Source organism: Pseudoramibacter faecis (assembly GCF_036289405.1).
GTDB lineage: Bacteria > Bacillota > Clostridia > Eubacteriales > Eubacteriaceae > Pseudoramibacter > Pseudoramibacter faecis.
On the sequence record NZ_JAYFFI010000001.1, the window covers coordinates 219,987 to 245,449 of the forward strand.

A 25,463-nucleotide genomic window follows, 5' to 3' on the forward strand; every position below is an offset into this window, starting at 1 on the left:
CCAATATTGCGCCGACGCTTTGATCTCAGTTGTAAATTTCTCTTTTTAGAATGCCGATATAGGGCAAATTGCGATAGCACTGATTATAATCCAGACCATAGCCCACCACAAATTCGTCGGGAACCTGAAAACCGCAGTAATCCACATCGATATCGACCACCCGCCGCTCCGGTTTATCGAGCAGGGTAGCAATCTTCAGGCTGCTGACGTTCTTGCCAAGCAAAGTTTCCTTGAGGGCGCGCAATGTCCGGCCGGAATCCACGATGTCCTCGACGATGAGCACGTTCTTCCCCTCGGCGGCAAGCATGGCTTCGTCCGGCAGCTGAACCTCTCCCGAGCTCTGGGTGTCGGCAAAGTAACTGGCCGCGTGCATGAACGCCACCTCCACCGGTATACTGACACTTCGGACCAGATCGGCAAAAAATACAAAACTTCCTCGCAAAATGCACAGCGCAAGCAAAGGCTTATCCCGATAGTCTGCCGTAATGCTCCGGCCCAGTTCCCGGATTCTTGTGCGCAGTTGTTCTTCCGTCAGCAATACTTTCTCAATATCAGCCAGCAATGATCTTCTCCCATCTTAATGTGAATTTTGTCTGTGTTTGATCACTCACTTGGTAGGCTGGGTCCTGGTAGAAGCCCAAAATGGCCACAACGCGATTTTCTTCCGCCAAAATCGGCAAGGTATCCCGCAGATCGCGGTCGATGCGACGCGCCATCAAAAATTTTTTAAGCTTTTGACGGCCGACGCCGGCCAGCACAACCCAATCTCCCGGACTTCTGCCGCGAAGCACCAGATCGCTTTTAATTTTACCATAATCAAACGCAATTTCATTAACAAATTTGTATTTATGACAATTTTTTGTCCCTTTGCCGCTTTCTGCCATTTCAATCCGCACCTGAAAGCAAAAACCGGACGCGCTGTCGTAAATCCGCTGGGAGCGCCGCAGGGCATAAACGCCGCGAAAGGGCTTTGGCCGCCACTGACCGCCGCGGGAAAAAATCAGTCGGTCATAGCGCCGGCGCACCTGTAGATGATGAGGCAGATCCAGATCCCAGGTGGTCGCCGGCGCGGTGAGCTTCTCCTGCAGCAGCCGCACATGGCGCGCCTCGAAATCGACGGCCGTTTGGGCCGCCTCGGCCATCACCCGATTTAAAAGGGCTCCCTGCACCGCCGCGGGCAGTGCGCGCCATTCGGGCAGATCCACCTCGGTCCCGCAGTCCGTCGGCGTCACGCAGCGCTCACGGGCCGTCTCCAGGATTGCCCCCTGTGCATCGCACCAGTCTGCCGCCTGCTCGGCGAAGGCCCCGATGTGTGCCACCGCCCGGGCGTTGCAGGCCGTCAGCACCGGCATCACCTGATGCCGCAGTCGGTTGCGCATAAACGCGTCGGAGGCGTTGGTCGCGTCCTCCACGTGGGGCAGCTGCTGTGCCGCGGCATAGGCCTCGATCGCCTCCCGGCGCACCTGAAGAAAGGGCCGCACGAACGCTCCGGCTACCGGCCGCATCCCGGCCGCCCCCCGAATGCCCGCGCCGCGGATCAAATGCATCAGCACCGTCTCGGCCTGATCGTCCAGATGATGGGCCAGGGCGATTTTGGCCGCGCCCGTCTGCCGCTGCCAGCGCTCAAAACATCGGCGCCGCGCCAAGCGTCCCGCCGTCTCGAGACTGATTTTTCGCTCTTTGGCCATCAGCGGCACATCCGCCGCCGCCGTGAGCACGGGAATGCTGTGATCCGCACACCACCGCGCCACAAAGGTTTGGTCGCCCTCGGCCGCCTCCCCGCGAATCCGATGATTGACATGCCCCGCCATCACCGCAATGCCCAGCGCATCGGCGTGGGTCCATAAAAAATGCAGCAGCGCCATGGAGTCGATGCCACCGGAAACCCCGACGAGCACCCGATCCCCCGGTTCAAACATCTGATGGACTCGGATGGTTTTTAAAACGTCGCCGCAAAACGCCCGCACCCCCGCGGGCCTGGCAGAAGACGCGAACGCATGTGAATGGGACACATGGGACCTCCTTTTGCAAATACCTGACTGAAAAATGGTAAAAAAAAACCTGAAGCTACTGCTCCAGGTAAATCGTCAAATGGTGACCCGTGGGAGAATCGAACTCCCGTTATCGCCGTGAAAGGGCGATGTCTTAACCGCTTGACCAACGGGCCACGCTGTGGAAAATAATGGTAGCGGCGAACGGGGTCGAACCGCTGACACTACGGGTATGAACCGTATGCTCTAGCCAACTGAGCTACGCCGCCATAAAAAATGGTTGCGGGGACAGGATTTGAACCTATGACCTCCGGGTTATGAGCCCGACGAGCTACCAAACTGCTCCACCCCGCGACGAATAATACTGACATCATTAAAATGGTGCCGGAGACCGGAATCGAACCGGTACGATCGAAAAGGATCGCAGGATTTTAAGTCCTGTGCGTCTGCCAGTTCCGCCACTCCGGCGATCACTTTAACCATCCTCTCCAAAGGACAAGAATTAGTATACGCTTTGTCCCTGTCCTTGTCAACTCTTTTTTTATTTTATTTTAACCCCCGCCGCGCCGCCGCATCAAAAGCGCCGCGCCCTCCAGATTGTCGTTGTCGCAGATCACCAGCGCATCCTGACGGCAGGCCTTCATCACGGCTTTAAGGATGGCCGTGCCGGCCAAAATAATATCGGCCCGACCGGGCGCCAGCCCCGCTATTTTTTTGCGCGCCGCCAGGGGCACCGCCGCCAGTTTTGCCTGCAAAGCCTCGACATCGGCCGCGCTCAGCCGACTCAGGTGCACAGCGTCCCGATCGTAGTCGGTCAGCCGCTGTCTGATCGCCGTCAGGGTGGTCACCGTGCCGCCGATGCCTACCAGCTGATAAGGCGCCGACAAATCATAGGCCGGCAGCGCTTCGCTCAGCATCGCCGCCGTCGCCTCTTCAACCGCGCCCATTGCCTCGCGGCTCGGCGGATCGGCTGTCAGCCATTTTTCCGTGGCCCGGACACAGCCCATATTTAGGCTCATAGCTGTCTCGATTTGGCTGTTCGCGCCCAGAATGAGTTCGGTGCTGCCGCCCCCGATATCGCAGATGAATATGCGGCTGTCAAAACATTGGGAGACGCCGGCAAAACCATAGGCTGCTTCTGTTTCCCCGTCGATCACCTGCACGTTTACCCCGGTTTCGCGAAGGGCCGCCTTGCAAAAATCCGCCCCGTTTTCGGCATCGCGCACGGCGCTGGTCGCAAAAGCCGCGATCGCCGGCAGAGCCACCCCCTGAACTGTCGCCCGGGCGACAAAATCACGCAGGGCCTTCAGATTGCGCGCGATGGCCCCGTCCGCCAGACGGCCGGTGCGATCGACGCCTTCGCCCATCCGGGTATATTGCACCCATTTGCCCGTCCGCTGCAGAGTGCCGGCCGCGTCAAACCGGTAAATCAGCAGGCGCATGGAGTTGGTCCCGATATCGATCACGGCCTGAAGGGTGTTTTCCGCTGCCATTAATTCCGATCCTCCTCATTGTGCGTTTGGGTTTCGGCCTGCTCTTGATCAGCTTTCGCCTTCTCCGCCCTTTTCTTCTTGGCCTTCTGTGCCTTGGCCTCCGCCTCGGTCTTCGCGCGGATGATGATCTTTTCCTCGGGATAATACAGGTTGAGATTCTTGTGCGCGATGTATTCCGTGTAATGGCGGGTGTTGATCTGCCGAATCTCTTCATCCAAACGAATCTTTCTTGTTTTTTCCTGCTGGAGCTGCGCTGTTAAATCTCTTTTCTGCCCCATCAGGCGAAAAATTTGCACAAAGCGCGAACCGTAGAGCCAGAGAAAAAGCGCCACGACCACCCCCACGCTGAGAACCGTCGCCCGATTGCGGTAAAACCACCGTTCAGCCCGGGATGTGCCGTTGCGCGTTCTTTTTTTTCGCCGACGGCCAGCCGGTTTGTCGGAATTTGATTGCTGCTTTTGCGCCATGCCTTTCTCCTTTTGCTCCATCCCTTTCGGCACCGGCCTTCATCTCGATCAGCGCCGCTTCATTCCATCACGCGGTAAAGGGAGTCGGCCATGTCCTTCGGTACGTGATCCGGCACGGCGAGGATTTCAACCCTTTGCACGCCGCTGCCAAAGCTCAGCGTCAGAATATCGCCGACTTTCACCTGGGTGCCGGCCTTCGCGGCCTGCCCGTTAACCGCGATGCGCCCGCTGTCACACGCCGCTTTGCTCACCGTTCTTCGTTTGATGAGCCGGCTGTTTTTCAAAAATTTATCTACGCGCATAGCGCCCCTCCTGCTCCGTTGGTATTCGCATTCAGCATAAAATAAAAGCCGGAGCATCACCCCGGCTTCGTTTCGGTCGAATTATTTATTCAGCGCGTCCTTAAAGGCTTTGCCCGCTTTGAAAGCCGGCGCATCGGAAGCCTTGATTTCGATGGGCTCTTTGGTTCTCGGATTCAGGCCCTGTCTTGCCGCTCTGTGGCGCACATCAAAGGTCCCGAAACCAACCAGCGACACCTTGTCGCCTCTCTGCAATGTTTCGACGATGATATCGGTAAAAGCGGTCAGCGCCTTTTCCGCATCTTTTTTTGGCAAACCGGTCTTTTCTGCCATTGCAGCAACCAATTCAGACTTATTCATACTGTCCCTCCATACATGTTATTTTCAAAATAAATAGTTTTCTCTATTATACGCATGAATGCGCATAAACACAAGCTTTTTCTTGCACTTTTCAGGTATTGATCAAAAAGTTACTGCTCCGGATCGCCGCCTTTCGCCTTGATGCTTTGCCGCAAAGCCTCGAGCTGCGCCGCCGCGTATTCGCCCGGCTGTTTCTCCTGGCGCGCCGCCAATGCTTCCATTTTCTTCAGGCGTCCGGCGAATTTGGCATTGCTCTTTCGCAGCACCAACTCCGGCTGGAAGCCGCAAAGCCGCACCACGTTCACGGCGGCCAAAAGCAGATCGCCCAGTTCTTCTTCCAAATGAGCGCGGTCGCCCGAGCCCGCCGCCTCGGCCACTTCATCGCTTTCCTCCCGGACTTTGGCCAGCGCCGGCGCCGGATCCCGCCAGTCAAAGCCCGCCTTGCCGGCCTTGGCCAAAAGCTTTTCCGCCTGCATCAGCGCCGTGAAGCCCCGGGGGATGCGGTCGAGCTCTTCTGACAGCGTCGCCGTTTGCTTTTCGTCCCGCTTGAGCGCCTCCCAATCGACAGCCTCGACCCGAGCATCCCCGAAAACGTGGGGATGACGATGAATCATCTTTCGGTTGATCCTTGAGAGCACATCGCCGATATCAAAGCCTTCCGATTCCCGCCCGAGCTGCGCATGAAACGCCACCTGAAAGAGCACGTCGCCCAGCTCCTCAATCAGGTTGTCCCGATCTTCGCTTTCGATGGCGTCAAGCACCTCATAGCATTCTTCCAGCAAATAACGCGTTAAGGAAATATGCGTCTGTACCTTGTCCCAAGGGCAGCCGTTTTCCGAGCGCAAAGCCGCCATGATCGCGACGAGCGTTTCAAAGCGGCGGGGATCCATCGCCAGACAAGCCTTAGGATCACTAACGGGCAGCCGATATTCTGTTGCCTCTGAATGCTTCAAATCTTTTGTCATGCTTTAAACACCCTCTGCCGCCAATACAGCAGCTTCCGATAAAGAGGAACAATCCGGCGATGACCGGGCAGCACCGTGATCTCTTCGTCGCTGATCGCTCCCGTCAGGATAATCATCACCGCATACACCGCCACCGCCGCCGCAAAGGCAATCATCATTGCCAGAAAATTGCCGATCACCCCCAAAAGACACCGGTAAACCAGCGATGTGATAACGCCCATCACCGCGGTCGCAATCAGCGGCTTCACCACCGTCCGGCGCCACGAAATACGCACGCCGGTAAAACGCTTCACGCAGATGTAGTTGGCGACCGTCAGATAAATAAAGGTCAACATATAGTCCAGCCCCATGCCGTAGATATTGATCGCCGGAATGCTCATAGCAATCCAGCCGGTAACCGAAAACACGATGATCCCCAGTCCCAGCGTGATCAGCGGCACGCGAAAATGGTCAATGGACTGCAGAATGCTTTGAAAAATATTGGAGAGCATCATGAACATCGTCGCGTAGGCAAAAACCCGGAGCATCCCCGGGCCATATTTCGATCCCGGAAAGAGCAAATTGAAAATCCCCTTCGAAAGCACCGACATCCCCACGCAGCAGGGCAGCCCGACGAGAATCACAATGCGGATGGCCAAATCAATTTTGTGGTTCGTCGTCACCCTATCCCTCAGCGCGAAGGATTCAGAAATCGCCGGAATCATGGCCACCGCCAAATTGGCCGAGATGATGAGCGGCACATTCACCAGGGTATCCACATTGGTAAAGTCGCCGAACATCATCGTAGCCGTGTGCGCATTGATGCCCGCCACCGCCAGCCGCGGCACATAAATAAAGGAATTGATCGTCGCAAAAAGCGACACGATCACCGAAGTGAGGGTCACCGGCACGGCGATCACCACCAGCCGTCTCAGCAGGCGCTGCCAGCTCCGCGGCTTCTTGCGCGTCGTGCACTCAAGCTTCGCCCCATAGGTATCCATGAAGATCCAAAAGATTGCCGCCAGCATCACCGCCGCGACCATCCCGCCGGCCGTCGCGCCAAAAATCGCGCCGCCGACACCCCTCCCGATATCATGACGGATTCCCGTCACATAAAACCAGCACAGCAGGATGCCCAGAAACACCCGCACGACCTGCTCGACGATCTGGGAGATCGCCGTCGGCGTCATAATCTGAAAGCCCTGAAAAAATCCTCGAAAGGCTGAGCAAACGGAAATGATGAACGGGGCCGGCGCAATGGCAATGATGGCGCTGTAGCTTTCCGGCGGCCAGTGAGCGATGCGGATGATAAAGCGCGCGCCAAAGCCCAGAAACAAGCTGGAAACGCCGCCGAGCACCAACAGAGCAGCCATCGAGACGTGAAACACGTCTTTTGCGCCGCGATAATCACCCACGGCCGTGCTTTCTGAAACCATCTTTGAAATCGCGACGGGAACCCCCACCGTCGACACCATGAGCAGCATGTTGTAAATATTGGTGACATTGCCGTAAATGCCATTGCCGAAGCTGCCGACCAGGCGATAAAGTGGTACCTTGTAAAAAAGGCCGAGGAGGCGGGACAAAACGCCTGCCGCCGCCAAAATGGTCGCCCCTTTTAAAAAATTGCTCGTTTTTTTCGCTTCATTCGATTGATTGTTACTCACCGATCGCCTCTGTCCATTTTAAATGCGCTTTTCGTATGTTTTAACGTGAAGTTCCTTTTTGAGCTGGTCAACATAATCCGTCGTAAGATCTTTGATTTCGTCGTCCACATCCACTTTGACATCCTGAAGGTCTTTGATCCGCTTCTGATACGCTTTCTTCGATTCATTCTGCTGGATGGTCTGCGTAATGGCCGCCTTGTGATTTTTCCAGGAATCCTTCTTTTTGGTTTTGTCGTACACAAAGATCACGTGATAGCCATTGGCGGTTTTAACCGGACCGACCGCCGTGTTTTTTGATGCGCTAAAGGCCGCCTTGGAAAAAGCCGGCACCATGCGGGTGCTTTTAAACGCCCCCAGATCCATCGATTCCAAAATCTTTTTATTGGTTTTGGTCGAATATTTGCGCATTAGTTTTTCAAAGGCTGCCTTGGTTTTGATCTCCTCGGCTTCCTTCGCGATTTTTTTCGCCAGGGTCGGATCCTTCGTCAGGATATGGCAGGCCGACACCGTCTTAGGGTTATAAGTCGATTCGTGATTTTCGTAATATTCCTTCACGTCCTGATTCGAAACCTTCACATCCTTGGCCAGCGCCGAACGAATCGCCGCCTGCGCCGCTCTCCCCTTAGCTTCTTCCCTTTGATATTTGCGGAAAATGGACGCCGTCATCCCATAATTCTGAAGATACGAATCCAGCGTGCTGTCCTTGGGAAAATACATCTTCAGCGTCATGTTGAGGAGCTTTTGCTGCGCCGCGACCGCATCGCTCGAAATCTTAATGTGGTGATCCTTACAGTACTGAATCATGCCGCGATAGGTGCCGATGGTTTTAAAAACCGACCGATTGATCCTCTTCCGGGTGACTTCATCCGTCGCCGGGGCCGATCCGGTAGACGCATATGTCGATAACACCTTGCCGACATAATAATAGTAGTATTCGCCGTGGGTCACCTTCTCTTTGTCAGCGGTGCCGACGGATTTGTCCAAGAAGCGATACGGATGCTTCTTCAACTGTTTTTTATAAGCAGTCAGTGCCTTCGAGGCATATTCGGTCGTCACAGTATTGTCCTGCATGAACTGCGCGAACAATTTGTCATTGGTCGAATAATTTTTCAAAATCCCCGCGTATTTCTTGGCCGCCTGTTTTTTAACCGCCTGATAGGTGATGGCGCCCGTTTTCTTCGCCGAAGCTTCGTTCACCTTCAATTTGTCTTTCCTGGCCTTGGCCGCCAGCACCTGATTTTGAATCACCGCATCAAAGGTGTTCTTCTGCAAATCTTTCAGATCCGAGCCGGTGGGCATGGTCTGGCCGTTCACCGCGTAATAAATGGCCGTATTGGCCATCGTGTTGCTATAAACCGCCTTGGTAAGCTGCTTGCCGTTAATGGTGGCAATCACCTGCGCCCGATCTCTTTTAGGATTGACGGTGACCAGCGCGCATCCTGAAACGAGCGCGCCCACCAGTCCCAGACAAACCGCCGCCGTGAGCGTCCTGCCGATGATCGCGGCCGGCCGTCCCGATTGCTTTGGATTTTTTTTTATCCCTTGCATATTTTCTCCTTTAAGCTCTAAAGTCATTCTGCCGAACCGCCGGCAGGCGGTCCGCCATCTTAAGATGCTAACATTCTACCACATCTTTCGCTTTTACTGTATTTTCTTAAAGAATTCCATCAGATGATCCAGCATTTTGGCCTGGATACGCCCGCCAAGGGCGATGGACCACACCTTATCCCGGTGTCTGTCCGCCTTGAACTTGACGCCGAAGCGCGCAAAGAGCAACTGCACCACATCGCCGGCGGGCATGGGAACCGGCTTCGCTTCGTCGAAAAAGAGCAGCACCCGGTCGCGCTGCTGGCGAAGCTCGGTCACATTGCAGGCCTCGGCCATGCGCCCGACCACCGACAGCTTAAGCAAATTGCGCACGCTGGCCGGCACCGGGCCGAAACGATCCTCGAGGGCAGCCGTCATCCCGGCCAGATCATCCTCGTTGGCGAGGGCAGCGATTTTTTTATAGATATCGTATTTCACGACCTCGCTGTCGATATAAGTCTCCGGAATATAGGCGTCGAGCTCCAGGTTGATTTTAACCGGCTCCTTCTCGGCCGCCGCTTTCGGCAGATGGCCGGTGTGCTCGGCGATGGTCTCTTCCAGAATGCGGCAGTACATTTCGTAACCGATGCTGAAAAGATGCCCCGACTGCTCGGAGCCGAGGATATTGCCGGCTCCGCGGATTTCCAGATCGCGCATCGCCACTTTAAAGCCCGATCCGAAAGCCGTGAAATCCTTGATGGCCTTCAGCCGTTTCTGGGCGACGTCCGACAGGGCCCTGCGCTTGTAAAGAATATAGCAGAATGCCTGATTGCTCGAACGGCCGACCCGCCCCCGCAGTTGATACAGCTGGGAGAGGCCCATGGCGTCGCCGTCGTCAACGATCATTGTGTTGGCGTTGCGCACATCGAGCCCCGACTCGACGATGGCTGTCGTCACCAGCACATCGTAGCTTCTGTCGACAAAGGCTTCCATAATTTTTTCGAGCGTCTCCCCACTCATCTGCCCATGAGCCGTCGCCACCCGGGCGCCGGGAACCATCCGTCGCACCCGATCGGCCCGCTCGTTCAGATCCTTGATGCGGTTGTGCACGAAATACACCTGGCCGCCCCGGCGGATTTCCCGGGCGATGGCATCGCCGACCACCACCGCGTTGTCGCGCATTACATAGGTGCGCACCGGCCGGCGGCCCACCGGCGGCTCGGCAATCACGCTCATATCCCGGATGCCCGTCATCGACATGTGCAGCGTCCGGGGGATCGGCGTCGCCGAGAGGGTCAGCACATCGACGTTCTCCCGCAGACTCTTCAGCTTTTCTTTGGAACGCACTCCAAAGCGCTGCTCCTCATCCACGATCAAAAGGCCCAGATCCTTGAAACGCATGTCCTTGGAGAGCAGCCGGTGGGTGCCCACCACCACATCCACCCGGCCGGCGGCAAGATCAGCGAGGACGGCCTTTTGCTCCTTGGGCGTTCGGAAGCGGCTCATCACCTCCACGGTGATCGGGTAACGGGCAAAGCGCGCCCGCATCGTCCCGTAATGCTGCTGGGCCAGAATGGTGGTCGGCACCAGCAAGGCCACCTGCTTGCTGTCCATCACGGCTTTAAAGGCCGCCCGCAGTGCCACCTCGGTTTTGCCGTAGCCCACGTCGCCGCAAAGCAGCCGGTCCATGGGCACCGGCTTTTCCATATCCGCCTTGATCTCCTCGATGGCGCGCAGCTGATCGTCCGTCTCTTCATAGGGGAAGGCGTCCTCGAATGCCTGCTGCCAGGAGGTGTCTTTGCCAAAGGCGTAGCCGGGCCGGGACCGCCTTGCGGCATAAAGGGCGATCAGCTCGTCGGCCATGTCCTCCACGGCCTTCTTGGCCCTGGCCTTGGTTTTGGCCCAATCCGGCCGCCCCAGGGTATTCACTTTCGGCTTCCGATCTCCGCCGGTGCCGATATAAGCCTGGATCGAGCCCATCTGATCCACCGGCAGATAAAAACGGTCGTCCCCCCGATAGGCGATGACGATCATGTCCTTGGTGGTCTCGCCGATGGTCATCTTCTCGATGCCCTGATAAACGCCGATGCCGTGGATATCGTGCACCACATAATCCCCGGCGGACAGGCTTGTGAAGGTCTCGATTTTTTTGCCGGACGGCGTTTTTCGGCGGCGCTTTTTTCGCGCCGCCGGTTTAAAAATCTCCGACTGGCTGATAAACACCAGTTGCTCGGCCGGCAGCTCAAACCCTTCGGAGAATTCGCCCTGCACAAAATAAACTCCCGGCGTCGTGCCGTCGCTGTAAATGCCGAGGTTCTGCTCGCCGAGCAGCGTACGGACGGCCTTTTCGCCTCTGGCGCTCCGACAGCCAATGACGATGCGGTCGCGGTTCGCCAAGTGCTGCTTGAGCATATCGCAAAAATAAGGCACCCGCCCCACAAAGCTTTCGATACTGCGGGCATTCATATCAAACGTTTCGGCTCCATTGCCGCGCGCGGCCGCGAACAGGTTAACTTTGACCGTCGGCCGCCGGCCAAGCACTGCCGCAAGCGCATCGAGCTCCCAGAATTTCTCTCCCTCTTCCGGAAACAACTCGCCGGCATCGATCAGCGTCTCGAAATTCTTTCGGCTTTTTTCGAGGAAGGTCTCGGCCGCCGCAGCCGCCTGCTCCCACTCGTCCCAGAAAATCACGGCCTGCTTGCCCAGATAGCTTTCCAGGCTGCTGCGTTCGCCAGCGAAGGCCGAGAAGGTCTCGTCGTGTTCCATCGGCTCCGCCAGCAATCGATCGATCAACGCCGCATGAGCCGTGCCGCCATAACGCGCTGCCATCGTTTTAAGCAGCCGTTCCCGTTCTCCACGGCTTAAAATCGATTCGCGCACCGGCGCCATTTTAATGCGTTCCAATGCCCGTGCGCTGCGCTGGGTCGCCATGTCCATCTGCTTCAGGGATTCGAGCTCGTCGTCAAAGAAATCCGCGCGGACGCCGGTCGCTGCCCCGACGGGAAACACATCCACGATCTCGCCCCGTTTGGCATATTGGCCGGCGCTTTCCACCTGGCTAACCCGGATATAGCCCCGATCCGACAGCTGCGCCGCCAAATCGTCGGGCTCCAGCGTCATTCCCGGCTTGAGCGTTAAAAACCGCTTCTTAAGCGCCTGGCTTGCCGGCATTTTTTTAAGCAGGTTGCTCACCGAGGTGCAAATCACGTATTTGCGGCGCCACAGGAGCTGCTCGAGCACCTGCATCCGCTTTTCGGTGATCTCCCGGCTGTGCACATCCGAAAAATAATCGTGAATCGGTTCCTCGGGGAAGTATAGCACGTTATCCGGCGCCCACTGGGCCAGCCGCTCCGCCTTGGCCAGCGCCTCGCGGTCCGTCGCCGTAATATAAAGCAGATGACCCTTGGTCGCCTCCCGCAAATACAACGCCAAAAAACCTTTCAAACCGTCCTTGACGTTTGAAAGGTTAACCGATGCCCCCGCGCGCAGCCGTTCGACAATGCGGTGACTTTTCGTGGTGTCAAAAAAATCAAAAATTTTGCGATTCATATTGATCCCGTTCTTCTGCCAATGATCATCTGCGCACGTTCATGCGGTTCATCGCGAGATCCACGCCGTCGCTGACGATCATCGCTGCGGCTTTGGCCGCCTGCCCGACCGCCGCCCTCACCGCCTCGCCGTCGTCGCCGGAAAGACGGCTCAGCACATAATCGGCCAGATCCCAACCACGGGGGTTTTCGCCGATGCCGATGCGCACCCGGGGAAAGGCCGTCGTCCCCAGATGCCCGACCACCGAACGCATCCCGTTGTGGGTGCCGGCGCCGCCTTTTTGGCGAATCCGCAGCTGGCCGGGCGCCAGGTCCGCATCATCGTAAATCACAACGATCTGCTCGGAAGGCACCTTGTAGTAATCCGCCAGCGCGCGGACGCATTGCCCGCTCTCGTTCATAAAGGTCTGAGGCAAAACCAGCTTGACTTTTTCGGCACCCTCGCGATAATCGCCCGTCAGTCCGAAGTGCTCCGCCTTGTCCAGCTGCACTTGCTTAGCTTTGGCCAAAGCGTCAACCGCCATAAAGCCCACGTTATGCCTGGTGTCGGCATAGCGTGGGCCCGGATTTCCCAAACCGACGATTAAAAACATCAGGAGTAGCTCCCGGTAAACAGACGGCTGAGCGGTCTGCCCAGATGAATATAATCGATAGCCCGCCCGAAGGTCGCACCGGTGGACAGAATTTTGAGTTTGTCGATACGTTTTTTTTCGGGAATTTCGATGGTGTCCAGCGTCACTAGCTCTTCCAGGGCGGATTTCTCGATGCGCTCCATGGCCGGCCCGGAAAACACCCCATGGGTGCAGCCGGCGCGCACCGACTTCGCGCCCAGTTCCATAATGGCGTTGGCCCCGGTGGTAATGGTCCCCGCCGTATCGATCATATCGTCGATCATGATGCAGTTCTTGCCCTTGACTTCACCGATCACGCCCATGACCGCCGTTTCGTTCGGCTTGGGCCTTTCCTTGTCGATGATGGCAAAGGGCACCCCCAGGGCTCTCGCCAGTTTGCGCGTCCGCTTGACGGAGCCGGCATCCGGCGCCACCACGGCCATATCGTCCAGATTTTTCGACGCGAAATAATCGGCAATAATGCTGCCGCCGGCCAGATGATCCAGCGGGATATCAAAAAATCCCTGAATCTGATTGGAATGCAGATCCATGGTCAGCACCCGGTCCGCCCCGGCCGTGGTGATGAGATTGGCCACCAGTTTAGCGGTGATCGGATCCCGGGATTTGGCCTTGCGATCCTGCCGGGCATAGCCGAAGTAGGGCATCACGGCCGTGATGCGCCCGGCGGAGGCCCGCTTCAGGGCGTCGATTAAAATCAACAGCTCCATCAAATTGTCGTTGCAGGGATTGCTGGTCGATTGAATCACAAAGACATCCGCCCCGCGAACAGATTCATGAATGTTCAGACCGATCTCCCCGTCGCTGAAGTGCATCACTTCGGCATTGCACAAAGACACTTCCAAATAGGCCGCAATATCCCGGGCCAGCGGCTGATTGCCGTTTCCCGTGATCACTTTAATGCCGCTAAAATTGCCGTCCATCTTCCTTTTTACCTCCAAAACAACCTGCTGTTTTTCACGTGTTTCCAACTAATTTGATATTTCTGCGCTTGATTCCCGGACCGCCGCATAGGGGCCAACATGCTGCCCCGGAGCAATCGCAGCATGACTGACCATCGACAACATCACAACGGCGCCCTCGCCGATCACCGCTTCCGTCAAGCGGCTGCCGCTGCCGATCATCGCGTTCTCGCCGATGATCACCCGCCCCTCGGTGATCACGCCGGGTTCAATCACCGCGTCCCGGCCGATTTGGGTGTCGCAGCTCAAATAAGTGTTGACCGGATCCACAATGAGTGCGCCAGCATCCAGCCATTTTTGATTAATACGCCGCTGCATGATGGCCGCCGCCTCTGCCAGTTGCCCCTTTGAATTGACGGCCACAATATCCTCAAAGTTCGGCGTCGGGTAGGATCCCACGGTTTTGCCGGCCCGCCGCAGGATTTCGATGCTGTCCGTTAAATAATATTCACCCTGGGCGTTGTTCGGCCGAATCTCTATCAATGCTTCGCGCAGCGCCGCCGCGTCAAAGCAATACATCCCCGAGTTGATCTCAGAGATGGCCCGCTCTGCCGCGGATGCGTCCTTTTCCTCCACAATTTTCCGGAGTGCACCGCCGTCTTTGACAATACGGCCGTAGCCTGTCGGATCGTCAAAATGCGCCGTCAGCACCGTCGCGGCAAAGCCGCCGGCCTCGTGCGCCTCGATGAGTCCTCTCAGGGTTTCCGGGCGCACCAAAGGGGCGTCGCCCACCAAAATCAGCACATTGCCGTCAAAGTCTTCAATAAACGGCAGGGCCCGCGCCACCGCATGACCGGTGCCCAACTGCTCGGCCTGTTCAAACGTTTCAATCGCATCCGGCAGCGCGTCGCGCACTGCCTGCGCCTGATAGCCGACAATCACAGCGATCGCTTTAATCCCCGCCTGATGATTGGCGCGAATCACATGGTCCACCAGGGATCTGCCGCAGATGCGGTGCAGCACCTTCGCGTGCTTAGAGCGCATGCGCGTGCCCTTGCCCGCCGCGAGAATAATGGTTTTTGTCTCTTTCATTGCCACCGGCCTTCTTCTAAATTTGACGCTCATTCATATCGTAAAAACGTTTCGTCCATAGCATCATACCGTTAAATCACGCTCCTGTCCATAGGGTGAGGACGCAATTTTTGTTTTATCCCCCCAACTGAACGATTGGATATCCACGATAAAAAAGGAAGAGCTTTCGCCCTTCCCTGAAAATCAGACTTTTGATTTCTAACTGCACACTGCCATCGCCTTAAAGTTCCTAAAATGACGAGGTGTCATCTTCATAATCCACTTCCAATTCGATATCGTCGTCTTCAACTTCCGCTGCTTCCTGGTCGCATACCGCCTGTTGATAGGCTTCAAGCACCGCATCCTGCAATTCTTTTCGCATTTCGGATTTGATGGGATGGCAGATGTCTTTAAACTCCCCATCCGGCGTCTTCCGGCTCGGCATCGCAATAAAGAAACCGTTCTGTCCTTCAATCACCTTGATATCGTGCACAACAAACAGATCATCAAAGGTCACCGAGATGATACCACGCATTTTGCCATCTGGATAAATTTTTCGTACTCGAACGTCTGTAATCTCCATGATAATGTCTCCCCCTTTGGTCTTGGCAGTCTGTGATGCTGTTGCATATAGTTTAACATAAACCTTTACACTTTGAAATACTTTTCATCATTTTTTTGTGAATGATCGCCGCGACTGACGGCAACTGCGATTTGCTTTCAACTTTTATCACTGCTATAATAATTTCATCCATTATTTGAAACCTAAAGGAGCATTTTCAAGTTGGAACACAAAAAATTAGATATGAAAGCTCATTTGAAAGAAAAATTTGGCCGTCCAATCCAAAAAATTTATTTTATCGGCATTGGCGGCAGCAGCATGAGCGGACTCGCGCTTATCGCCATCGATCAGGGATTTGATGTGGCCGGATCCGACATCGTCTCCTCGAAGTACACCGAAAAACTCGCCGGCAAGGGCGCGACCATCCACATTGGTCAAAAGGCGGAAAACATCGGCGACGACGTCGACATGGCCGTCTTTACCGCCGCGGTTCACGAAGATAATCCGGAAATGATCCGCGCAAAAGCATTGGGTATTCCCCTCGTCGAGCGCTCGGACTATCTGGGCCTGCTCTCCCAGGTCTTTCCCAAAACCATCGGGGTTGCCGGCACCCACGGCAAGACCACGACATCATCCATGATCGCCACCCTGCTGCACTGCGCCGAAATGGATCCCTCCGTGAGCATCGGCGGCAATATCGGCGTCATCGGCGGCAACGCCACCCTGGGCAAGAGCGATTACCTGGTAATCGAATCCTGTGAATACGTCGATTCCTTCCTCAAAACGGAACATTTCATCGGCGTTATCACCAACATCGAAGAAGACCATCTTGATTATTTCAAGGGCGGCCTCAAGCAGATCAAACACTCCTTCCACGATTTCGGCAGCATTCTGCCGCCCGACGGTCTGATGATCGCCTACGGGGATTCTGACGATGTATTGGATGTGGTCGCCGATCTGGCCTGCTGGGTGATCACCTACGGCCTCAGCGACAAAAACGAATGGGTTGCCAGAAACATTACCTATAATGACGAAGGCAATCCCATCTTTGACGCTTATCACAACGGCACGCTTTACGGGCGCTTTGCCCTGCGCATTCCGGGACAGCACAATGTGCTTAACGCCATGGCCTGCATCGCCTGTGCCGATTATTTAAATATTCAGAAAGAAACGGTCGAGGAGGCGCTTGATCACTTCGGCGGTGCCAAGCGTCGGTTCGAATTTCGCGGAGCCGTCGGCGGCATCAACGTCTACGAGGACTATGCCCATCATCCGACGGAATTAAAGGTTGTGATTGACGCCTGCCTCAACCACGCCCACAACAAGCTGTGGGTGGTTTATCAGCCCCACTCCTACTCTCGGATTTATTATCTTTTCGACGAATTTGTCAAGTCCTTTGAAAAGGTGGACAAACTCGTCATCAGCGAGATTTATTCCAACCGAGAAACCAACGACTGGGATATTTTCCCGGAAGACCTGGCCAAGCGCATCAAACAAAATTACCAGGTACCCGTCGTGGTGATTTCTGAATTTACCGATATCGTCAAATTCCTAACCGACAATGTGGAAACCGACGATTTGGTGTTGGTGGCCGGCGCCGGCGACATCAACAAAGTGGCTTATATGCTCGTCGATGCTCTGCGTGAAAAATATCCCGACGCACCTTACAAAGCAGCGCAATCCTGATGGCTGCCACTCCAGAGAAAGAGGCGATCTGCCTCGTATTAAGCGGCGACACCCAAGGGCCCTACACCATGGGCGTCGCCCGGGCCATCCGCAGCCGAAATCTGCCCTTATCCCGAGTTGTCGGCTCAGGAGCCGGCACTTTAGCCGCGGCTTTTATCACTCAGGGGAAAGAAGCCCCGGCCCGGAATTTTTGGTGCAGCCCGCTGGCAGGGGCCATCGTTCACGCGGCAGAGGCCATGGCCAAACGCTATGTTCTGGAATGGGCGGCTCTTGATTTTGACGCGTTCCGCCAGGCCTATATCCGCGCCTGCCACGATCCTGAAATCAGCGCCCTGCGCCAGCAGTTGTCAATCTATCTTTCCGAAAAACGGCTGCGGCAGTCGCCGGTCGCACTTTCCTTCGTCACCATACATCCTGAAACCCTCCTGCCGATATCCTGTGAGCTGTCGGCCGTTCCCGAAGGACAATTCATTAACTACTTGTGGACCGGTTTGCTGATCCCGGTTTTTAAGACACTTCCCGACGGCCGTCGGACTTATCTCGAAGCTGGATTTTATAGCGTCATGCCGGCGGCACTGGCCTCAAAAGCGCCCGAGCCCCGCCTTGTCGCCGTCGATTTTGCAAGTGCGGACTTTCGCCGGGATCAGCGCCACCGACTGACGCTGATTCAGCACTCGGTTTATCTGGCGCCTTCGCCCGATTATGACACCGAGCGCTTCGCCCGGCAGGAAAGCCGAGGCAGCACCGACGCGCTAAAGGCCCTCGATTACCTTCTCGGCGATTTTTACAGCATCGACCCGGCCGGCGGCCATCGTTTTTTCGACGCGCTCACGGCTTTTCTCGGAACCCTGCCCGGGGATCCGGCTTTAAGGCGCGGCCTTCTGGCGGTTTTATCCCCGGCGGACGCCAGCCGGGAGGCCGTCGTCGGCGCCTTGATGGCCGAGCTGAATCACTCTGCTCTGCGCCGCGCCCCTCAAAAGATGGTTGCCCTGCTCGAGCTCACCGCCCGGGTGCTCGTCGTGCCGGCCGCCCCCGTTTACGCGCCGGACGCTTTGATTCTCGCGATTTTGGATGCCCTGAACACCGCCGTGCTCCGTGCGGCATCGTCCTTCGTGACCGAGGGCTTTGGCGCTTTATACGCCCGGCTGCTGCAGGCGCCGGATACCGTATCGACCGGCGATCTCACCCCGGAGATGCGCGTCGCCGCCGCCACGACCCTTTCGATTCAGGCCACCGCCGATCAGCTGATCCGTCCCTAAAACCGCACCGCGCCGAGGCGCGGTTTTTTCATGCTCTTTTCGCCCAAGCTTCCCCACGCAAAAAGCAGCCGTTTTTCACGCGGCTGCTTTTTAATTGTCAACTATTTTTCGGCCGGCGGCAGCTTCACCGCCTCGCCCATGGCGATAAACAGCAGGTATTTTTCGGCCACGGGCCGGCCGGTAATCGCCGCCAGCGCCTGCTCATAAAAATCAATCTGTGTCTGATAACGGACGACCAGCCGATCGCGGGCTTCCTGAGAATGCCAGCGATCGGTTTTGTAATCCAACAAAATCCATCGGCCGTCCTCGATAAAGCAGCAGTCGATCATCCCCTGGAGCAGCACCGTCTCTTCGCCGTAGACCGGATTGATGCGCTGCCCGGGCACAACGAGGTTAAAGGGCAGCTCCCGCCTGCAGGTGGTCGCCCGGAGCAGCCGTTTGCCGACGGGCGAGCCCATCAGCCACACCACCGGCCGCAGATCCAGCGCCTTCACCAGTTCCGCTTCCAAAATGCCAAGCTCGGCCAGCCGCGCCGCTTCCGCCCGCACCACCGCCGCGATTTGCGCCGCGTCGCCGCCGCAGGCGCGGACTTTATCCAGATCGATGCGCTGCAGCAGGGTGTGGATGCCCGTGCCCAATTCGCCGGGCAGCCAATGCCGGGGCCCGGCTTCCGCCATGAAGGCCGGCCGGGTGATGCGCTCGGGAATCTCGATGTGCCCCTCGGCCGGATCCTGCTGCTCGCGCAGGCGCTCGATCTCCGTGACGGACAATTTGGAGGGGGCCTGAGTCCGGGGCGCCGGATAATGCCAGGCCAGCCGCCGCACAACCTCCGCCCGAAGCGCCGCCGCATCCGTCTCGGCCGGCTTTTGCGCCGCGGCTTGGGGATGCAGGGGCTGATCCGCGCCTGCCGCGTCCAGCGCGATGGTCACCGCCGGGGTCACGCTGTTGCCCGGCCGCCCGGGATCATAAAGGGCAAGCATGATCCAATCCAAAAACGACGACTTGCCTTTCCCGAGGAAATAGGGCTCGCAGGGACGCTGCCATTTTTCCGTCGCCTTGCCCTGATCCTTTACCGTGCCGACGATGACGAGCTTTTCCATGGCACGGGTCATCGCGACATAGAGCAGGCGCATCTCCTCCGAAAGGGTCTCGGTCTTGCCCCGGGCCTGGGCCAGCGCACGGGCCAGTGTGTTGTGATACACGCCGGCTTCGGGATCGATCCACGTCGGGCAGATGCCGAGCTTTCGATGCAGCAGCACCTTGCCGCCGGTGTCTTGGATGTTAAACTGGTTGCCGGCCCCTGCCAGAAAGACCACGGGAAACTCCAGCCCCTTGCTCTTGTGGATCGTCATGATCCGAACGACGTCGTCGTTCTCGCTGAGCACCCCCGGCGGCGAATCGTCGAAGGACGCTTTGTCCATGCGCTCGACATAATCCACAAACTGAAAGACCCCCTTCAGGGTGTTGGCCTGATAGGTCTCTGCCCGGTCAAGCAGCGTCCGCAGATTTTTCTGCCGCTGCTCCCCGCCGGGAAGCGCTCCCACCGCGGTGTAATATCCCGTTTCCAGATAAAGCTGCCACAAAAAATCCGAGACGCTCATCGCAAAAGACTGCTGATGCCAGCGGGCCAACTGCACCAGAAACCCCGCCGCCTTCTCCCCGAGGGGCGAAGCCGTTTCGGCCATGGCTTCAAGGCTTTGATAAAAGGGGCGCGCCTTGGCTGCCACGCGAATGGCCGCCAGCTCCTCATCGGAAAAGCGGCCGACCGGCGAACGCATCACCGAGAGCAGCGGCAGATCCTGCCGGTAATTATCGATCACGCGGATCAGGTTGAGCACCACCGACACCTCAATGGCCGCGTAATAGGTCGCGCCGCCATCAAAATAGGTGGGAATGCCTTCGCCGGCAAAGATCCGGGCCACGGTCTCGCCTTTGCCGCCGCTGACGCTGCGCATCAGCACGCCGATGTCCCGGTAGCGAAGCGGCCGGCTCACGCCCTTCTTCCCCTCTTTCGCGTCTTTCGCGATAAAGATCTCCTGCCCCACCCATTGGTGGATGAGCCCGGCGATGTGGCGCGCTTCGGCTTCTGCCTTCTCCGCCGCGGAGCCGGTGAGCACCTGCACCGACACCGGGAGCAGCGGACGCCCCTCATCCGCCAGCCCGCAGACCAGCGCCGCGTTATCGTCATAGGCCACCTCTCCCAGCGCCGGCGACATGATGCGGGAAAACAGCGCGTTCACGCCGTCCACCACGCCCTGATCGCTTCGGAAATTGCGCCCAAGGGTCACAAGCTTCGAGGCCGGTGCCTGCCCGCTTTGATACTGACGGTATTTATCGATAAAAATCGTCGGATCCGCCTGGCGAAAGCGATAAATGCTCTGCTTCACGTCGCCGACCATAAAATAATTGTCCGGCCGGCGCACCCGGGCCAGAATGGCCTCCTGCACCTCGTTGGTGTCCTGATATTCGTCGACAAAAATATGAGCAAAGCGCTGCTGCAGGGTTTCGGCGATAGCGTCATTCGCCAGAATCGCCAGGGTGTCGCGCTCCACGTCGTGAAAATCGAGCACGTCCCGCTCGGCTTTCAGCTCGCGGTAGGCCGCCTCGAAATCCGCCGTTAAATCCAGAAGGGCCTGCATCGGCGCGGCCATCGCCCGATGATCCGCCAGCTGGCTTTTAAGATCGCCGATGACCAGCGCCTGAGCCTCCCCGACGGCTTTCTTGGCATCATTCCGCCAATTTTTTACGGCGTCGCTGAGAACCGCGTCTGCTTTTCTGTTCCCTTTATAAGTTGGAAACTTCATCCCGGTAAGCATGACCCGAAAACTTTCCCAGTCTGCATCCACCGCCGAGAGGGCATGGGCCACCATCGCGCGGTCCTCTGCCAGCTGGGCCGCTGTCTTTTCAAAACCCGAGACGCCGCCGAGCATTGCCCGGGCCGTATCCAGCAGGTGAGCTGCCGCCGTGAGGGCGGAGGTTGCCATGGCGTTCACGGCCTTGCGCCAGGGCGATGCCTCGAAGGCCGGGGCATCCATCGCAAGCCGATCAATCGCCGATCGCTGCCAGCCTTCCGGATCCTTGAGGGAGGTCAGAAACTGCCAAACGCGCAGCACGAGATTCTGCAGTCCCTCGTCGCCGCGGCTTGTGGTGTAGCGGTCCACCAAGTCGGAGAAAGGCGTGCGGCCGTTCTCCGGAATCTGCTGATAGCGTGTTTCGAACACGGCAGCCAGCGCCTCGTTTTGCAGCATGGCGAGCTCGGTTTCGTCGCCGATACGATAATTGGGATCCGCCCCAACTTCCTGAAAATATTCGCGCACCACCTCCCCGCAGAAGGCATGAATGGTCTCAATCGCCGCCATCGACAGCTTTTGAAGCGCCTCCGACAACCGCCGGCGCATTTTCGAATTCCGGGCTTCGGCGAGGGCTTTGGTCAGCTCCACGCTCAGCCGCTCCCGCATTTCGCCCGCCGCCGCCCGGGTGAAGGTGAGCACGAGCAGGCTGTCCACGCCGACGCCATCCTCGACGATCAACCGCCGGATCCGCTCGATCAGCAGGGCCGTTTTGCCCGAGCCCGCCGCAGCGGAGACCAATAAATTTTCGTGACGGCTCGCGATCGCGGCCTCTTGTTCAGGCGTCCATTGCATCGTTGTCCTCCTTTGGATTGTCGTCAAGCGCTTCTGCCTCGGCCACCAGCTGCTCCTTGCTGATGTCACCGTTCAGCCGGCGGCAGGCATCGCCGCTGATCTGCGCGTCATAGCCGCAGATGCTCTGATAAGCGCATCGGTCGCAGGCCATCGCGCCTTTCAGTTGATAGGGGCTGACGGCGATGTTTCCCGCGAGCATCGCCTCGGCACTTTGCTTCACCGACTGCCTGGCGTAATGCAAGAGCCCGTTAAACGCCGCGAGATCGTAACGCGACGCCTTGGAACCCTTGGCATAGACCGGCGATTTTTTGGCGCCGCTGTCGTCCAGCGCCTGCATTACCCGGGCGTCGTCCAAATAAATGCCGTTCATCCGGAAGGCCTCCAATTGTTCCCGCTGCACCGCCAGGGCGTCCCGGCTGTCGCTTTCCACCGCCGGATCGTCCACGTGAAAATAAAAGGCCCCGCCGGGCAGCGCTTTTTGCCCCTCACTCGAAAGCATTTGAAGGCTCGCATCCATATAGACCAACAGCTGCAGCGACAGCCCGTAATAAATTTCCGCCGGGCTTACCTCGCGGTTGCCGGTTTTATAATCGATGATTTTCACAAAGGTTTCCTCGCCGGCGCGGTAGGTGTCGATGCGGTCCACAATCCCCCGGACCGCCGCCTCGCCGCCCGCAAGGGGCAGCGGCGCGTCGAAAAACTGCTCGCCGCAGCGGAAGGTGAAGGCGCCCCGGGTCAGATGATCGCTGAGGGCAGCCAGCGTTTTCACCCCGACTCGGTGCAGTTTGCGCCCCTGATAACGGAATTTGCCGCTGCGGTTAAACACGTCGTGGCGGGCATGAGCCAGAAGATCCGCTAAAAACAAATTGACCAGCGCCGCCCGGTCGGCCGCCGGCAGAGCGTCGAGGGTCGTGCCCTGCTCCTCCGCCCACTTAAACAACCGCTCGATGAGGGCATGCATCACCTGCCCGATATCCGGCGGCGTCACTTCAAAGGGATCGATGGGCACGGGGCGCAGCCCATAATCCACAAAATAGGCAAAGGGGCAGGCGTTAAACCGCTCCACCCGGGACACGCTCACCTGCAGCGGCTGGTCGTAAAGGGCTGCGGCCGTCGCCGGCGCAATCCCGGGCCGATGAGGAAAGAACGCCGGCGCCGCATCGGCGCCCTTCGCCAGGGCGGCGCTGACGGCATCGGTCACCGGATCGGCCTCGCCCGCGCGCTTCAGCAGCAGGGTATTAACCGTTGCGGCGGTTCCCGTCACCCAATCGAGCGCCGCCTCTGCGTCGTCCGCCACCGCCGAATGCATCGGCAGCGTCGGGAAAATCAACTTCAGCTTTTGCACCAAATGCGACGGCCTCAGCGATTTGCCGTCGGCGTCGTTCATCGCGTAAGAGCAATACAGCGCGTCACTGACCCCGGACACCTGCATATAAAGCACATAGGCCTCCCGGGTCTGCAGATAGCGGCTGTCGTTTTGCAGGCCCACAATGCCCCGCTCCCGATCGGTAAGCACTGGAAAACGGTTGTGCTCTGCCGGAAGCATCCCTTCGTTGGCGCCGAGAATCATCAAAATCTTCGTGCCGTCGCTGCGGCTGCGCAGGGCATCCGTAATGGCGACCGCATCCCGCTGTTCCGGCAGCACGCCCACATGATAGGTCTCGATGCCGCTTTGAAGAATCTGGATAAAGGCCGCAATATCGCCGGTGTCGCTGCCCAGCGCCGTGTCAATTTGCTCGAAAACCGTCATCAACGTGTTCCAGATTTGGTTGTTGATGGCCGCCGTTTTGTAATCGCCGGCCGCCATAGCGGCATCCGCCCGAACGTCCAGTTGCTTTTGAACCTCGGTGGCCTCCAAAAACTGCACCAGCGCCCGCAGATACACGGCATAGACCGCCGGCTTCTCAAAGTTTCGAGACAGCGCAGTCAGCGGCGCGAGCAGGGTTTCCTTCGCCGCGTTGAGTGCCGCCAGATTCCAAAGCGTTTCTGCGCTGCGGCGCCCGTCCCGGGGATCGTTTTGTTCAAAGGGCTGCTGCCAGCGCCAGCCGGCAATGCCGAAAGCCTTGGCATAATTTTCCAGATCCATCGCCAAATCCCGGTCCAGCCCCGAAAAGGCCGTTTTCGCGTAAACCGTCACGCTGCTGCCTTCAAAATGATAACGCACGGCGTCGAGCGCGGCGAATAAAAAAGCGACCAGGGGATGCCCGGTGACCGGTTCGAGCCGATCGACAAAACTCGGGATTTCATACATGGCCAGAGCCCGGGCGATGCCTTCGCCCATGGTCTCCGGGCTGCCCACCAAAATAGTCATATCGCCGTAGCGGTAGCCCTGATCCCGGGTCCAGCTGACGATTTGCTGCGCAGCCTTTTCGGCCTCCTGCCAAAGATCGGTGCAGGCATGCAAAGATACCCGCGATGCCGCGCCATGATATGCCCGGGGCACGGCGGCAAACCATTCGTGCTCCAGGTGGGCCAGATCTGCAGCTGTCTTTTGATTGCCCCCGACCGTTTCGACTTCAAAGGGGCGATGCAGCGTTTCGGCCAGCGTCTGCATCCGCGCGCGAGTTTTGCGCGCAATCGCAAAGATCTCGCCATCGCCGGCCGCCGGATCCTCGTCCACCAGCAGAGTCATGGTCAGCGTCGACGCCCGGGCCGCAAGGGCCGCGATCACCTCAAAATCCTTTTCGGAAAAGGTATAAAACTTGTCAAGCCAAATCGACGCGTCCTTTAAAAAGGCGGTCTGACCGATTTTTTTGCACAGCAGCCGGGCTCGATCCACCTCGTCCAGACGATCCGCCCCCAGCGTCGCTTCATAGGCATCATAAATCGTGCCCGCGTCGGCGAGTTTACGCGAAAGCAGCGACGCCTCCGGCAGCGCGGCGCACTTTTGCTTCAGGGTCTCACCTTCGATATGGCTTTCCTTGAGTTCGCCGATAAAATCCTCCATATCGCGGAGAAACCCCCGCCGGCCGACGCTCTTCCCGTAAATCTGCAACGCGTCGCGACTGCTCAGAATGCTTTTGGTCAGCAGCATGCGCTGACCGTGACCGTCGATAAAGTGAGCGGTCGCCCCGCCAGCCTCCGAAAAGACGCGGGTAGCCAACCGGTCGAGACTCATCACCTCCGCGCCCATCAGGCCGCGCATGCCCGTCGCATCGATCAGGCCGCGCTCAGCGCTGTAGGTGAAGGATTCCGGCACGATCAAAAAACAGCGGTCCGCGCCGGCCATCAGCTTTTGGTGAATCTGCCGATAGACGATCTGCGTCTTTTGCCGGGCTGAACCGGCGCCCCGCCCCGTTATGAGTCGTATGGTCATCAAAACGCCCCCTATTTTTATGCTTGTCAATATGCGCGCCGCCTTCTTAAATGGGGCGGCGCATCTTTGTCCCATATCGTTTATTGATTATAACACAAAGT

General features: G+C 57.7%; 18 protein-coding genes and 4 tRNA genes. 2 read left to right on the forward strand and 20 right to left on the reverse strand.

The window, feature by feature from the left end; genetic code table 11:
- Positions 1–25 precede the first annotated feature (25 nt).
- From hpt to spoVG, 18 genes are all read right to left on the reverse strand, one after another.
- Positions 26–562 (reverse strand): hypoxanthine phosphoribosyltransferase, encoded by a 537-nt coding sequence (gene hpt, locus V3C63_RS01040; protein WP_329885966.1) that lies wholly within the window; start codon positions 560–562, stop codon positions 26–28.
- Positions 552–2,012 (reverse strand): tRNA lysidine(34) synthetase TilS, encoded by a 1,461-nt coding sequence (tilS, locus tag V3C63_RS01045; protein WP_329885967.1) that lies wholly within the window; start codon positions 2,010–2,012, stop codon positions 552–554. Before tilS ends, hpt begins: the two co-directional genes overlap by 11 nt.
- Before the next feature lie 80 nt (positions 2,013–2,092).
- Positions 2,093–2,167, reverse strand: a tRNA-Glu gene (locus tag V3C63_RS01050).
- A 16-nt stretch (positions 2,168–2,183) separates the two neighbouring features.
- Positions 2,184–2,260: transfer RNA gene (locus V3C63_RS01055), tRNA-Met, on the reverse strand.
- A gap of 8 nt (positions 2,261–2,268) precedes the next feature.
- Positions 2,269–2,345 (reverse strand) — tRNA-Met (locus V3C63_RS01060).
- A gap of 25 nt (positions 2,346–2,370) precedes the next feature.
- Positions 2,371–2,459, reverse strand: a tRNA-Leu gene (locus V3C63_RS01065).
- 83 nt (positions 2,460–2,542) lie between these two features.
- Positions 2,543–3,484 carry a Ppx/GppA phosphatase family protein gene (locus V3C63_RS01070; protein WP_329885968.1) on the reverse strand — a complete coding sequence of 314 codons (942 nt, stop codon included), beginning with the start codon at positions 3,482–3,484 and terminating at the stop codon, positions 2,543–2,545.
- Positions 3,484–3,951: a septum formation initiator family protein gene (locus V3C63_RS01075; RefSeq protein WP_329885969.1), complete on the reverse strand. Its 468-nt coding sequence runs from the start codon at positions 3,949–3,951 to the stop codon at positions 3,484–3,486. Before V3C63_RS01075 ends, V3C63_RS01070 begins: the two co-directional genes overlap by 1 nt.
- A 59-nt stretch (positions 3,952–4,010) precedes the next feature.
- Positions 4,011–4,253 carry an RNA-binding S4 domain-containing protein gene (locus V3C63_RS01080; RefSeq protein WP_329885970.1) on the reverse strand — a complete coding sequence of 81 codons (243 nt, stop codon included), beginning with the start codon at positions 4,251–4,253 and terminating at the stop codon, positions 4,011–4,013.
- A gap of 81 nt (positions 4,254–4,334) precedes the next feature.
- Complete coding sequence (locus tag V3C63_RS01085) at positions 4,335–4,610, reverse strand: HU family DNA-binding protein (protein ID WP_329885971.1); 276 nt, start codon at positions 4,608–4,610, stop codon at positions 4,335–4,337.
- Between the two features lie 110 nt (positions 4,611–4,720).
- Positions 4,721–5,575, reverse strand: a complete 855-nt coding sequence (mazG, locus tag V3C63_RS01090) for a nucleoside triphosphate pyrophosphohydrolase (RefSeq protein WP_329885972.1) — start codon at positions 5,573–5,575, stop codon at positions 4,721–4,723.
- A complete protein-coding gene (locus V3C63_RS01095) occupies positions 5,572–7,218 on the reverse strand; it encodes a putative polysaccharide biosynthesis protein (protein WP_329885973.1) in 1,647 nt (548 codons plus the stop codon). The genes mazG and V3C63_RS01095 overlap by 4 nt, the downstream gene beginning before the upstream one ends.
- A gap of 18 nt (positions 7,219–7,236) precedes the next feature.
- Positions 7,237–8,766 carry a peptidyl-prolyl cis-trans isomerase gene (locus V3C63_RS01100; RefSeq protein WP_329885974.1) on the reverse strand — a complete coding sequence of 510 codons (1,530 nt, stop codon included), beginning with the start codon at positions 8,764–8,766 and terminating at the stop codon, positions 7,237–7,239.
- 93 nt (positions 8,767–8,859) lie between these two features.
- A complete protein-coding gene (gene mfd, locus V3C63_RS01105) occupies positions 8,860–12,294 on the reverse strand; it encodes a transcription-repair coupling factor (protein ID WP_329885975.1) in 3,435 nt (1,144 codons plus the stop codon).
- Positions 12,295–12,319: 25 nt separating this feature from the next.
- Entirely contained in the window at positions 12,320–12,886 is a 567-nt protein-coding gene (gene pth / locus V3C63_RS01110; protein ID WP_329885976.1) for an aminoacyl-tRNA hydrolase, read from the reverse strand.
- Complete coding sequence (locus V3C63_RS01115; RefSeq protein WP_329886259.1) at positions 12,886–13,845, reverse strand: ribose-phosphate diphosphokinase; 960 nt, start codon at positions 13,843–13,845, stop codon at positions 12,886–12,888. The genes pth and V3C63_RS01115 overlap by 1 nt, the downstream gene beginning before the upstream one ends.
- A 48-nt stretch (positions 13,846–13,893) precedes the next feature.
- On the reverse strand, positions 13,894–14,916 hold the full coding sequence (locus V3C63_RS01120) for a bifunctional UDP-N-acetylglucosamine diphosphorylase/glucosamine-1-phosphate N-acetyltransferase GlmU (protein WP_329885977.1): 1,023 nt from the start codon (positions 14,914–14,916) through the stop codon (positions 13,894–13,896).
- Between the two features lie 229 nt (positions 14,917–15,145).
- On the reverse strand, positions 15,146–15,478 hold the full coding sequence (gene spoVG, locus V3C63_RS01125) for a septation regulator SpoVG (protein WP_329885978.1): 333 nt from the start codon (positions 15,476–15,478) through the stop codon (positions 15,146–15,148).
- A gap of 201 nt (positions 15,479–15,679) precedes the next feature.
- Here spoVG and murC point away from each other — a divergent pair, with 201 nt between their 5' ends.
- Together murC and V3C63_RS01135 are read left to right on the forward strand one after the other, a co-directional pair.
- On the forward strand, positions 15,680–17,143 hold the full coding sequence (gene murC / locus V3C63_RS01130) for a UDP-N-acetylmuramate--L-alanine ligase (RefSeq protein WP_329885979.1): 1,464 nt from the start codon (positions 15,680–15,682) through the stop codon (positions 17,141–17,143).
- Entirely contained in the window at positions 17,143–18,402 is a 1,260-nt protein-coding gene (locus V3C63_RS01135) for a patatin-like phospholipase family protein (RefSeq protein ID WP_329885980.1), read from the forward strand. The genes murC and V3C63_RS01135 overlap by 1 nt, the downstream gene beginning before the upstream one ends.
- Before the next feature lie 101 nt (positions 18,403–18,503).
- On the opposite strand, the gene addA is transcribed toward V3C63_RS01135, so the two are convergent.
- Both addA and V3C63_RS01145 read right to left on the reverse strand, forming a co-directional pair.
- On the reverse strand, positions 18,504–22,046 hold the full coding sequence (gene addA / locus V3C63_RS01140; protein ID WP_329885981.1) for a helicase-exonuclease AddAB subunit AddA: 3,543 nt from the start codon (positions 22,044–22,046) through the stop codon (positions 18,504–18,506).
- Positions 22,030–25,362, reverse strand: a complete 3,333-nt coding sequence (locus V3C63_RS01145; protein WP_329885982.1) for a PD-(D/E)XK nuclease family protein — start codon at positions 25,360–25,362, stop codon at positions 22,030–22,032. Before V3C63_RS01145 ends, addA begins: the two co-directional genes overlap by 17 nt.
- Positions 25,363–25,463 lie beyond the last annotated feature (101 nt).

What these genes read in the sequence shown, in the direction of transcription:
- V3C63_RS01115 (WP_329886259.1), bottom strand. Translation starts at nt 13,845, where the DNA reads ATGGACGGCAATTTTAGCGGCATTAAAGTGATCACGGGAAACGGCAAT.
- mfd (WP_329885975.1), bottom strand. Translation starts at nt 12,294, where the DNA reads ATGAATCGCAAAATTTTTGATTTTTTTGACACCACGAAAAGTCACCGC.
- mazG (WP_329885972.1), bottom strand. Translation starts at nt 5,575, where the DNA reads ATGACAAAAGATTTGAAGCATTCAGAGGCAACAGAATATCGGCTGCCC.
- V3C63_RS01135 (WP_329885980.1), top strand. Translation starts at nt 17,143, where the DNA reads ATGGCTGCCACTCCAGAGAAAGAGGCGATCTGCCTCGTATTAAGCGGC.
- pth (WP_329885976.1), bottom strand. Translation starts at nt 12,886, where the DNA reads ATGTTTTTAATCGTCGGTTTGGGAAATCCGGGCCCACGCTATGCCGAC.
- V3C63_RS01100 (WP_329885974.1), bottom strand. Translation starts at nt 8,766, where the DNA reads ATGCAAGGGATAAAAAAAAATCCAAAGCAATCGGGACGGCCGGCCGCG.
- V3C63_RS01120 (WP_329885977.1), bottom strand. Translation starts at nt 14,916, where the DNA reads ATGAAAGAGACAAAAACCATTATTCTCGCGGCGGGCAAGGGCACGCGC.
- spoVG (WP_329885978.1), bottom strand. Translation starts at nt 15,478, where the DNA reads ATGGAGATTACAGACGTTCGAGTACGAAAAATTTATCCAGATGGCAAA.
- V3C63_RS01085 (WP_329885971.1), bottom strand. Translation starts at nt 4,610, where the DNA reads ATGAATAAGTCTGAATTGGTTGCTGCAATGGCAGAAAAGACCGGTTTG.
- V3C63_RS01080 (WP_329885970.1), bottom strand. Translation starts at nt 4,253, where the DNA reads ATGCGCGTAGATAAATTTTTGAAAAACAGCCGGCTCATCAAACGAAGA.
- V3C63_RS01070 (WP_329885968.1), bottom strand. Translation starts at nt 3,484, where the DNA reads ATGGCAGCGGAAAACACCCTTCAGGCCGTGATCGATATCGGGACCAAC.
- V3C63_RS01075 (WP_329885969.1), bottom strand. Translation starts at nt 3,951, where the DNA reads ATGGCGCAAAAGCAGCAATCAAATTCCGACAAACCGGCTGGCCGTCGG.
- addA (WP_329885981.1), bottom strand. Translation starts at nt 22,046, where the DNA reads ATGCAATGGACGCCTGAACAAGAGGCCGCGATCGCGAGCCGTCACGAA.
- V3C63_RS01145 (WP_329885982.1), bottom strand. Translation starts at nt 25,362, where the DNA reads ATGACCATACGACTCATAACGGGGCGGGGCGCCGGTTCAGCCCGGCAA.